The following is a 10,424-nucleotide window of genomic DNA, read 5'->3' as shown; positions in this document are numbered from 1 at the left end:
CGTGCGCCGCTGAACGTGCCGGGCGGGTAGAGGCTCAGCGGGCCCCAGTTCTTCGCGGATCGGCCCCGGTCCAGCAGGACCGGTACCTCGTGCGGATCGACGGCGTATTCGTGGCCGCAGCCGGAGATGTCGAGGCCGAGCAGGCCGGGCGGAGTGTGGTCGGCGGCTGCGGCCAACGCCACGTTGCCGCCGTAGGAATGCGCGAGCAGGAAGAAGCCGGAACCCGTGGCGAAGCGGGACTCGAAGTCGTCCAGGGCGTCGCGCAGGACGGCGGCCTGGTTCATCAGGCCCAGCCCATGGGGCAGTTGGGCGGCGGAGAGACGGTAGCCCGGGCGGTCCACCGCAATGACGGTGTAGCCGAGGCGCGCGCCCAGCGTCATGAGTGACGACGGGGGGTGGGCCCGGCCGTCGAAGTAGTCGGCGTTCGTCCCGCTGTTGTGGAGGGCGACCACGACGGCACGGGCGGGCGTACCGACGGGTTCGCTGAGCAGCGCGGACAGGTGGATGCCCGCAGCGTCCAGGGTGATCCGGCATACGCCCCGGGAGGATGAAGTCTCGGACGGCGAGATCACCTTCCTCGGCTTCGTTCCCCACAGGACCGGGGGACGAGAACGACGGAGGCGGTCACCGGGAGATACACGGACCGTGGTCGGCCACTCGCCTCCGTGGCCGTACCGCCTTTCCGCGCCGTGCTGTTGCTCCAAGCCGTACCGGCCTGGACGCCCTTCCCCGATGTCGCCGTCACCTTCAGAGACTCCCCGGCGAACTTCCTCGGAGGTCGCCACGGCCGACAGCGCCGGGGCGGAATTCAGGATGGCGGAATGCAGGTCCCTCAGGTGCGTGGAGGGCTCTATCCCCACCTGCTCCATCACCTCCGAGTAGAAGGCCCGGTAACTGCTCAGCGCCTCGGCGACCTGGCCCGATCGGTACAGCGCGATCATCCGTTGGTACTGCAGCGTCTCGTTCAGGGGATGCAGGCCGGCCAACGCGTTCAGTTCGGGGATCAGATGCAGATCGCCGCCCTGTCCGAGGCAGGCGTCCAGGCGGAGGATCTGCGCGGAGAGGCGTACCTCCTCCAGCTTGATCGCGTAGGCGTCCAGGACCGAACCGCGCCGGACGTCGACGAGTGCGTTGCCGCGCCACAGCGCGAGCGCCTCACCGAGCAGCTCGGCCGCCTCAGAGTTCCTTCCGTTCTGCATGTACTGGTGCCCGGTCTCCACGGACCTGGTGAATTCCTCGAAGTCCTTCCGAAGGGACTGCGGAGCACTGAAGAGATAGCCGCCGTCGTAGGTCACGATGAACCCTTCGACACCATCGGGTTCCCGCCCCGGGCCGGCGGCCCCCGACCGCGCCTCCCTCAGCATTTTCCGAAGCTGCAGAATATAGGTCTGCAGAGTGGTGGGAAGGCTTTTCGGAGGCACTCCCGCCCAGACTTCTTCGACGATTTCGGTAACCGTCACAACGGTGTTGGCCCGCATGGCCAGAAACGTGAATATCTGTCGGAGTTTCGGCGCGGAGGGAACGACGGATTTCCCACCCACACGCATTTCGAGCGCACCGAGAACATTCAGTTCCACCAGCATCCCCCATCCTCCCCAGGATCGCCACCACATCTCCCCATGGCGACGGGATTACTATACCGAGCCACACAACCCGGAAAGACTAAGGAATACAGGGGGTACGCCAGGGGTACCTCCTGCCGCAGAACTATTGAGAACCGGCCAAAATGGGGATTAAATTCGGTCATGATTTTACTTCGACTTGACCCCCCAACCGGAGTGCGAACACTGCCATTGCAAACAAAGACGAATACCCGCCAGACAATGACCGAAAGAAATGAAAATTTTCGGCCCCGGGTGTCAGTACGTCGTCGCGGACTGGTGCAACTGAGCCGCGAGCGACACCAGCAGTGCCTCGTCCGCGTACCGCGCGCCCAACAGCACACCGATCGGCAGACGCCCGGCGTTCCGGCTGAGCGGGACAGTGATCGAGGGCATGCCGGTGAGGTTGTAGACCCCGGTGTACGGCATGAACGCGGTCATTCTGGCGAACTCGGCCGCCGGATCGGAGTCGTCGCGCAACTCCCCGATCCGCACCGGTGGTTCGGCCAGCGCTGGGGAGAGGATCACGTCGTAGGCGGCGAAGAGCAGGTCGGTGAGCATCTGCCCCAGGCCCCGGAAGGTGGCCAGCGCCGTCTGGTACTCCCGCGCGGACACCCCGGCGGCGACCTCCCTGAGCCAGGCCGTGAAAGGCATCAGCTCACCCTCACGGTCCGGCTCCACCTCGTACGACGCCGCCTCCACCGACCAGACCCGGGTGAACGCCTCGACGACACCTCCGTCGGGAGGCATCTCCAGCTCCTCCACCTCGTGGCCCAGTGCAGCGAGGGCCGCGGCGGTGCTGTCGAGGGCGTCCTCGCAGTCGGGGTGCAGTACCGCGTCGGGCACCATGGGCTGCCTCAGCACCGCGACCCGCAGCGCACGGGGCTCCCGGCGTACATGCTCAAGCAAGGTGGTACCCCCGGGGTGCCCGGGCGCGGTGTACACGTCGCCCGGCATCGGCCCCGCCATCACGTCGACGAGCGCCGCCGCGTCGGCCACCGTGCGGGCCAGCGCGCCGTGCACCGACAGTCCCGTGACGTCGGGGCGCCAGGGACCGTTGCTGATCCGGCCCCTGCTCGGCTTCAGCCCGACCAGGCCGCAGACGGAGGCCGGGATGCGTACGGAGCCACCGGCGTCGGTGCCGTGCGCGAGCGGTGCGAGGCCCGCCGCGACGGCCGCCGCCGCGCCGCCGCTGGAACCCCCGGGCGACCGCCCGGGGCTCAGCGGATGGCGGGTCGGCGGCCCGAGTCTGTTCTCGGTGTAGCAGGGCAGCCCGAACTCGGCGGTGTTGGTCTTGCCCAGCATGACCGTGCCGGCCTCCCGCAGCCGGGCGGCCACGTGGTCGTCGGTGTCACTGACGTGGTCGGCGAAGACCGCCGAACCCCAGGTGCACCGCACCCCCTCGACCTGGACGAGGTCCTTGATCGGCACGGGTATCCCGTGCAGCACTCCCAGCCGCGTACCGTCCCGACGCGCCGCCACAGCCTCCCGCTCGGCACGTTCCGCCTGGGACCGGGCGAGTTCCGCGGTGACCGTGAGGTACGCGCCGAGTTCCTTGTCCGCTTCCTCGATGCGACCGAGGTAGTGGTCGGCCAGTTCGACCGGGGACAGCTCGCCCCTGGCGATGGCGGCCGCCTGTTCGAGCGCCGTCATCTCGTGGAGATCGGACATCGCGTCAGTTCCCCTTTCCGCCGCGGACCAGCCTGAGCAGCCCCGGCGCCAGGGCTGCGAGCGCGGCGGTCCGGCGCAGCCGGGTGGCCACCCGCCGCCGAGTCGAGCGCACCTGCTGGTGCACATCGATGTACACCTCCGGGCGCACGGTCGCCCCGGAGAGCAGCTTCACCACCATGTGAGAGGTGATGGCGCCGAACATCATGGCGACATACGTGACCTGGGGGAAGCTGTAGCCGGGCCGCCCCAGGTTCGCCCGTACCTCGACGAGCATCTCCACCGGCACGTACCGCAACGGCACGGCCCGCAGCAGCAGCTGCCAGGAGGTCAGCCGATCCAGATCGGCCTCGGCGATCGCGCCGTCGAACGGCTCCCTGATGTACCGGTAGTCGTAACAGCGCACGTACTGGGCGCCGGCGATGTCCCACCCGGTGACCAGCGGCAGCCGCCGATCAACGGCGACGCGGTGAAGAAGGTGCTTGGCCCGCCAGCCGTCCATGGTCGTCACGTCCACGCCGTCCACGATGACGTCGCAGTCGCCGACCAGTTCTTCCACCGCCTTCTCCGTGACCCCTTCCGGGAAGACCCGGACCTGCGCGTGGGGGTTGATGGCCGCCACCCGCTCGCCGGCGACCTCGGCCTTGTTGCGGTCGACGTCGGTGGCCGCCGCGCTCTGCCGGTTGAGGTTGTTCACCTCGTACGTCCCCGGGTCGGCCAGTACGAAGGAACGCACTCCCAGCCGGGCGAGCGGCTCGACGGCAGCCCCGCCGATGGACCCGCACCCGGCGACGAGCACGGTCGCACCGCGCAGCAGGGCCTGCTCTCCGGTGCTGACCACGCCCTTGTTTCGGGTGGTCAGCTCCCCGTAGAAGACCTTCTCCTCAGCCTCGACACCACTCATCTACGACGCCTCCTTCAGGCGGTGCGCGCCCGACCTGCGGGCGGTCATGGCGGCGACCAGTTCCAGGAGCGTCATCGCGTCCGGGCCGCCGCCGAGGTAGTCCTCGATGAGGTCCATGTAGTCACCGAGGTCGGCGTGGACCGGCGCCACGAAGGGAACGGCGATGACGTCCTGGTCGTAGATGGGCGCCATGAGGTCCGTCTCGGGCAGCCGGGGCGAGGTGCCGCGGTCGATCTGGAGGTCGAAGCCGGTGAGCCGGAAGTGCCGTATCGCCACCCTCTCCTTGGCGTCGCCCAGCATGAGGCGCGTACGGTCCCCGGCCGCCGATATGACTCTGCCGAGGCCCAGCAGCAGATGCCAGGGCACGCGTTCGGTGCCGGGGCCGGGCGGCAGTTCGAGGTCGCGTACGAACCGCTTGATCTCGAAGGCCTGGTGCGTGCCCACGCCGTCGGCCGCGAACCGGCCCAGCAGGTCGATGTCGTGCGCCGCCTCGGTGGAGAACCGGCGGCGGTCGGGGTGGTCGAGCGGCATGGAGACCGGGTCCTGGGAGCAACCGAGGCCGATGTAGCCGCGGATCCTCCCCGTACGGGTGCACAGGCTGACGGTGTGGACGTTCTGCACACCCTCCGGGTGCCGGACCGTCTCCCGGAAGACCGCCCGCTCGTACACGAGTTGGGGAGACATCCAGCCCAGCCGCAGATACTGCACGAGCCGGAACCCCATGATCCCGTTGAGGTAGCGCAGGGGCAGCTGGTCGTCCTCGACGGTGAGGGTGATCAGTTCGTCCCTCGGGTCGTACACGGAGTAGAGCGGCTCGCCGACGACGTGGTCGGGCAGGGACCGGAAGTCCAGGGTGGAGTGGAGCCGGATGATGTCCGAGACATACCGTTCCCGCTCCCCCGCCGGTAACTGCTCCCCCGTGTCTTCGCTGTCCGTCATATCGGCTCTCCGGCGGCATACAGGCTCTCGGTGATGGCGAGGGCCAGCACCTCGGGCGTGCCCTCGTAGATCCGCGCCCCGTAGGCGTCACGCAGCCGCTTCTCCATGCCGAACGACTTCACGTAACCGCGGGCTCCCGTGAGGGACATGGCCATGTCGGCGACGTCGATGGCGACCCGGTCCGCGAAGAGCTTGGCCGCCGCCGGCTCGTACTGCGGGGCGGGGAGTTCGTTGTCGACCTTGTGGGCCGCCTTCAGATACAGCAGTCGCGCCGCGTCGACCTTCGCGGACATCTCGGCGAGCTTGGCCGCGGTGAACTGGTGCTCGCGCAGCGGGAGTCCGCCCTGGACACGGGTGTCACACCACTCCAGAGCCTGTTCGAGGGCGCCCCGGGCAACACCGACGGAGATCCCGGCGACGGAGGCGCGGGCCATGTTGCTCTGCGCGATGTTGATGGCCATACCGTCGCCCTCGTCGCCGATCATGTTCTCAGCGGGGATACGGACGTCGTGGAACTCCAGTTCGCTGCCGAGGCAGAGCCGGTAGCCCATCTTGTCTGCCACCGGCCCCCGGACCACACCGGGCAGGTCGAGCGGCACCATGAACGAGGTGAGGCCGGTGGCGCCGGGCGCGCCCTCCATGTTGGCGAACACCGAGGCGAACGCGGCGACCTGGGCGTTGGTGATGAACCTCTTCTTACCGTTCAGGACGTAGTGGTCGCCGTCACGGCGGGCGGTCATCACGTCGCGGGCGTGGACCGCGTTGGCCGGGATGATCAGGTCGCAGCCCGCCTCCTCCTCGGTGACGGCGTTGCACGCCAGGACCGGGGCGTCGCCCGAGAACATGGGCAGGAACCGGGCCTGGAGCCGCGGGTCGCCGGAGAGCAGCACCGGGGTCTGCCCGAGCATCGCCGCACCGAAGATGAGAGCGGTGCCGGCACAGACGGACGCCACCTCCTCCAGAGCGACCGAACAGCCGATCATGCCGAGGCCGAGACCGCCGTACTCCTTGGGCACGGCGACGCGGGTGAGGCCGAGGGCGTGCCCCTGGGCGACCATGTCCCAGTCGAAGTCGTCGGCGGGCGCCGTGTCGAGGTCCGTCACCCGGGGCGCGACGACCTCGCGGGCGAATTCCCGTACCTGGCGGCGAAGTTTCTCCACCTCGCCGGGAAGGACGTCGAAATTGAGCTCAAGTTCGTCGTTGTTCGTCATGTCTGTCTCGAAACTCCGTAACTCGGATCCTATGACCGGGGGAAGTACCGAAGTGCCGCTTCGCAGTGTCCGCCGGGGGCCCGACGGCGCCGCGCTCTCAGACGGGAAGCCCTTCCTCCGCCGCCAGTTCCGGATAGCGGTCGAAGGCGGGCCGCAGGATAGGGACGAGTTCCAGCACCCGGGCGACCTTGCCGCGGATCCGTACCTTTCCGGTGGCGATGGCGGTCGGCATCATGAGCTTGCCGAGCCAGAGCTGGTGCGCGGTGTCGGACGACATCTTGATCCTGATCGTCGCCTCTTCGGGCGCGCCTGCGCCGACCGTCAGCGCGTCCGCGGACACATGCAGGACGCAGTCCGGGCTGGTCTGGGTCAGCCGGATGGACAGATTGCTCGCGCGCAGCTGCGAAGTGAACTGCTCATCCTTCAACAGGATCTCGAAGAGTGTGCCGAAAATCCGCTCGGCAACCTCTGTCGACTCGAAGACAGCCATGAATACTTCTCCCGTCAAATATTCCCAACAGCGAATCGCCGCATCGGCGTTCACCGCATCATAGGAATCGCCCGCAGCATGGACAGGCGTATCGACAGAGCGGGAAAAGGAAGAGGAAGGAGTATTGAAAGAGAAGCACTTCCCGTCTCACCCACACGAATACAAGGCGAAGCGGCGCGACGACCGGACGGGACCGTTTCCCGCACCTCCGCCCGCCATGCGGAGGTGCGGCACGACATGGACCGACCCCGTCGGCGCCTGGCACCACTGGGCGTTCGGGCCGCGAGCACCGTAGATTGAAGGGGTGACAGCCGACCGTTCCCGCGCTTCCCAGGAATGCCTCGTCTTCGGCCCGCTGGAGAACCAGATCATGGAGGTTCTGTGGCAGGCTCCCGGACCGATGACGGTCCGGGAAGTCCTCGGCGCGCTCAACACCGGCCGTGACACCCCGCTGGCGTACACCACCGTCATGACCGTGCTGAGCCGCCTCGCCGAGAAGGGCGCGGCCAACCGCACCAAGGCGGGCCGGGGTTACGCCTACGCGCCCTGCGTCACGGACGAGGCGGCGATGGCTGTCCGCGAGGTGATCCGCGACTTCGGGGTGAGCGCGGTCGGTCACTTCCTCGACGAGATCCGCAACGTCCCCGACCTCCGCGAACGCTTCGAGAAGCTGCTGCACGAGGGCCCCGGCCACTGAGCCGACGCTCCCAACACACCGAGCGAGCCGCTTTCTTTCGCGATTACTTCGCCATGACCGCACACCCTCGCCCCCACGAACTACTATGCTCGCGTAGTAGATGCATGGGGCGCGGCATCCGGTGCGGCACGCCCCTCTGACAGGAGGTGCGAAGTGAGCGGGGCATTATCAGCGGGTGCGCCCGTGCGCGGACGCGGACTGATCATGACCGTCCTCGGCTGCTGTTTCCTGATGGTGATGATGGACAACACCATCCTGAACGTCGCTCTGCAGACGATCCAGGAGGACGTCGGCGCGACCAACGCGGAGCTCCAGTGGGCCCTGGACTCCTACATCCTGTTCTACGCGGCCCTGATGTTCTCCTCCGGCATCCTCGCCGACGCCTTCGGCCGCCGCCGCGTCCTGGTGATCGGGCTGGTCGCCTTCGGAGTGGCCTCCACGTTCGCCGGCTTCGCCGACACCCCGGAGGAACTCATCATCTGGCGCGGTGTCATGGGCGTGGCCGGCTCGGTCGTGCCGCCCGCCACACTCGCGGTGATCAATGACATCTTCGCCCCGGAGGAACGCGGCAAGGCGATCGGCATCTGGTCAGCGCTGGGCGGTCTGTCGATCGCCCTCGGCCCGATCGCCGGTGGCTTCCTGCTCGAACACTTCTGGTGGGGCTCGGTCTTCCTCATCAACGTTCCCATCGCCGCCATCTGCGCCGTCCTCCTCCTGGTGGTCCTCGCCGAGTCCCGCTCGGCGACCAGGCCACGCATCGACGTCACCGGCGTCCTGCTGTCCATCACGGGCATCGGCTCACTGGTCTACGGGGTGATCCGCGGCGGAGAGACCAACAACTGGACCAGTGTCGAGGTCCTGGGCACGATGGTCGCCGGAGTGGCCCTGCTGGCGGTGCTCGTCCTGTTCGAGAGCCGCACGGCGCAGCCGGCACTGGACGTGAAGCTGTTCCGCAACAAGTCCTTCGCGGCAGGCACCGCAAGCCTCGCGCTCTCCTTCTTCGCGCTGACCGGCGGCACCTTCCTGATGGTCTTCTACGTCCAGGCCATCCGCGGTCACACCCCCCTCGAACTGGGCCTCATCCTGCTCCCGGTGGCCGTGGGCACCGTCGCCTCGGCCATCCTCAGCAACCCGCTGGCCATGCGCTTCGGCCCCAAGGCCGTCGTCACCACCGGACTGCTGCTGCTCGCCCTGTCGTTCACGGGCCAGGCCGGCATCGCTGCCGACACGGCGTTGTGGTGGTACGAGATCCTGCTGGGCGTGTCCGGCTTCGGCCTCGGCCTGGTCATGGGCACCACCACGACGACCACGATGGCCGTGGTGGCACCCGAGCAGGCCGCCATCGGCGCGGGCGTCAACAACACACTGCGACAGATCGGCGCCGCGCTCGGCGTCGCCGTCCTCGGCTCGATCCTGTCCGTCTGGTACCGGGACGAGCTGGGCGGCGCCGTCGACGTGCTCCCGGAGGGCGTACGGGAGACGGCCTCGGAGTCCCTGGGCGGCACGGTGGTCGCGGTCCGCGAACTCCAGGAGGCGGGCACGCTGCCGGCCGGGACGCGAGAACAACTCCCCGGACTGCTGGCCACGGCCCAGGACGCGTATCTGTCGGCCATGCACGTGAGCTTCGGCGTGGCCGCCGGGGCGCTCGCGCTGGCCGCGGTGGTGGCCGTGCTGTGGCTGCCCGGCCGGCTCGGCGTCCCCACCGGCACTGCCGCGCAGCCGAGCAGCGCCGAATCCTCCGACCCCGCCGCCCAGCCGACGCGATAGCCGGGCACTGGCGATCCGGTAGGGCCCGGCGCCGCCGGGTGCCCGGCCGTACCGGAGCACCACCGTGTCCCGCTGGGCGCAGGGCACCCGGCAGGGATTCGAGCGGCCCCGGAGTGACGGAATGCCACCACCCGCCCGGGCCGTTCGCAGCTGCCCCTGAGTTCGGCCGACCCGGATGCTCGGCCAACCGTGGTCGTCACCCGCCCCTGGGTCCCATCCCGCTCGGGTTCTCAACCGCTGGGCTCCGCAACGGCCCCGGTCTTCAGGAGAAACCCACGCCCCCGCACGGTCTCTATGGCCAGCCCGACAGACACGACCTTCCGCCGCAGTCTCATCATGTGCAGGTCGAGGGCGTTCTGGCTGGCGGAGCGGTTGGCGGACAGCAGCCGCTCCGCCAGCTCGGCCCGGCTCGCCATCCCCGGGCGACGCTGCACGAGCCCGCGCAACACCGCCGCCTCGGAGACCGTGAGCGGCAGGACCGCACCGCCGTACCGAAGTAACCCGTCCTCGTCCACGACGGGAGGGGCGCCCTGGGACGTGGCCTTGAGATGCAGTGACGCGATCCTGGTCTTCAACTCCCATGCCTCCACCGGCTGTCGTACCCAATCCTCGTGCGCACCCGCCAACTCGGGCACCCGTGCACCCCTGGCCACCACGATGAGACAGGGCAGCCCCTGCATGCGGAAGCCCTCCAGTTTTCCCGACTCGGCAGGCCAGCGGACGATCTTCACATCCGGCGTCATGATGTCTTTCACGCATGCCTTCCTCTCGTGCTCTCCCACGCTGTGGCACATGACGAAGCCGCGTCGGCGACGCGGACGTCTGCGGAACCCCCGGCGAGCCTGGCGGAATGACCTCCTGGAGACAAAGGGGCACGCGGTGTGCAACCCCGACGAAATAATGCCGGACACCTATGAATGGATGGTTTTCGGCCCGACGGGGAACGCGGAGGATCGCAGTCCGGTGGATGCGCTCCGTCACTGTCATGCCCGCACCTTCTGTCAAGCGGAGTTGGCGTAGCTCATACTTCTGGACCGCCACTCGTGAACCGCTTGAGAGCACCCTCGACAACGCCCGGCCAGGCTCATACGCCGACTCTGCTGCGCAATTCCTCGGGGCCGCTGGACTGCACTCCGCGACCTGCGGC

General features: G+C 68.4%; 9 protein-coding genes and 1 pseudogene. 2 read left to right on the top strand and 8 right to left on the bottom strand.

What is annotated here, in order from left to right:
- From RB628_RS37805 to RB628_RS37780, 7 genes and pseudogenes are all read right to left on the bottom strand, one after another.
- Positions 1-1,295: alpha/beta fold hydrolase (locus RB628_RS37805; RefSeq protein ID WP_318325176.1), on the bottom strand; the 1,295-nt coding region annotated here is incomplete at its 3' end.
- A 66-nt stretch (positions 1,296-1,361) separates the two neighbouring features.
- Positions 1,362-1,547: pseudogene (locus tag RB628_RS42800) on the bottom strand (AfsR/SARP family transcriptional regulator); the annotation flags it as partial.
- 312 nt (positions 1,548-1,859) lie between these two features.
- Entirely contained in the window at positions 1,860-3,272 is a 1,413-nt protein-coding gene (locus RB628_RS37800; RefSeq protein WP_318325175.1) for an amidase, read from the bottom strand.
- A gap of 4 nt (positions 3,273-3,276) precedes the next feature.
- Positions 3,277-4,173 carry a ThiF family adenylyltransferase gene (locus RB628_RS37795; RefSeq protein WP_318325174.1) on the bottom strand — a complete coding sequence of 299 codons (897 nt, stop codon included), beginning with the start codon at positions 4,171-4,173 and terminating at the stop codon, positions 3,277-3,279.
- Positions 4,174-5,112 (bottom strand): hypothetical protein, encoded by a 939-nt coding sequence (locus RB628_RS37790; protein WP_318325173.1) that lies wholly within the window; start codon positions 5,110-5,112, stop codon positions 4,174-4,176.
- Positions 5,109-6,323, bottom strand: a complete 1,215-nt coding sequence (locus RB628_RS37785) for an acyl-CoA dehydrogenase family protein (RefSeq protein WP_318325172.1) — start codon at positions 6,321-6,323, stop codon at positions 5,109-5,111. Before RB628_RS37785 ends, RB628_RS37790 begins: the two co-directional genes overlap by 4 nt.
- 97 nt (positions 6,324-6,420) lie before the next feature.
- Positions 6,421-6,867, bottom strand: a complete 447-nt coding sequence (locus RB628_RS37780; RefSeq protein WP_318325171.1) for an SCP2 sterol-binding domain-containing protein — start codon at positions 6,865-6,867, stop codon at positions 6,421-6,423.
- Positions 6,868-7,117: 250 nt separating this feature from the next.
- Here RB628_RS37780 and RB628_RS37775 point away from each other — a divergent pair, with 250 nt between their 5' ends.
- Positions 7,118-7,510, top strand: coding sequence for a BlaI/MecI/CopY family transcriptional regulator (locus RB628_RS37775; RefSeq protein WP_318325170.1), 393 nt, complete (start codon positions 7,118-7,120; stop codon positions 7,508-7,510).
- Between the two features lie 183 nt (positions 7,511-7,693).
- The gene (locus RB628_RS37770; protein WP_318325169.1) at positions 7,694-9,277 is read left to right on the top strand and encodes an MFS transporter; all 1,584 of its coding nucleotides are present in this window, start codon (positions 7,694-7,696) and stop codon (positions 9,275-9,277) included.
- A gap of 230 nt (positions 9,278-9,507) precedes the next feature.
- Here RB628_RS37770 and RB628_RS37765 read toward each other — a convergent pair whose 3' ends face one another.
- Complete coding sequence (locus RB628_RS37765; RefSeq protein WP_318325168.1) at positions 9,508-10,032, bottom strand: winged helix-turn-helix domain-containing protein; 525 nt, start codon at positions 10,030-10,032, stop codon at positions 9,508-9,510.
- Positions 10,033-10,424: the final 392 nt, after the last annotated feature.

Source organism: Streptomyces sp. ADMS, assembly GCF_033441795.1.
Taxonomy (GTDB): domain Bacteria; phylum Actinomycetota; class Actinomycetes; order Streptomycetales; family Streptomycetaceae; genus Streptomyces.
The sequence above is the reverse complement of the archived record's forward strand: the minus strand, read 5'-3'. Positions and strand labels throughout refer to the sequence as shown.

Excerpts from the sequence above, each read along its gene's own strand:
- RB628_RS37785 (WP_318325172.1), bottom strand. The coding sequence starts at position 6,323 with ATGACGAACAACGACGAACTTGAGCTCAATTTCGACGTCCTTCCCGGC.
- RB628_RS37795 (WP_318325174.1), bottom strand. The coding sequence starts at position 4,173 with ATGAGTGGTGTCGAGGCTGAGGAGAAGGTCTTCTACGGGGAGCTGACC.
- RB628_RS37790 (WP_318325173.1), bottom strand. The coding sequence starts at position 5,112 with ATGACGGACAGCGAAGACACGGGGGAGCAGTTACCGGCGGGGGAGCGG.
- RB628_RS37800 (WP_318325175.1), bottom strand. The coding sequence starts at position 3,272 with ATGTCCGATCTCCACGAGATGACGGCGCTCGAACAGGCGGCCGCCATC.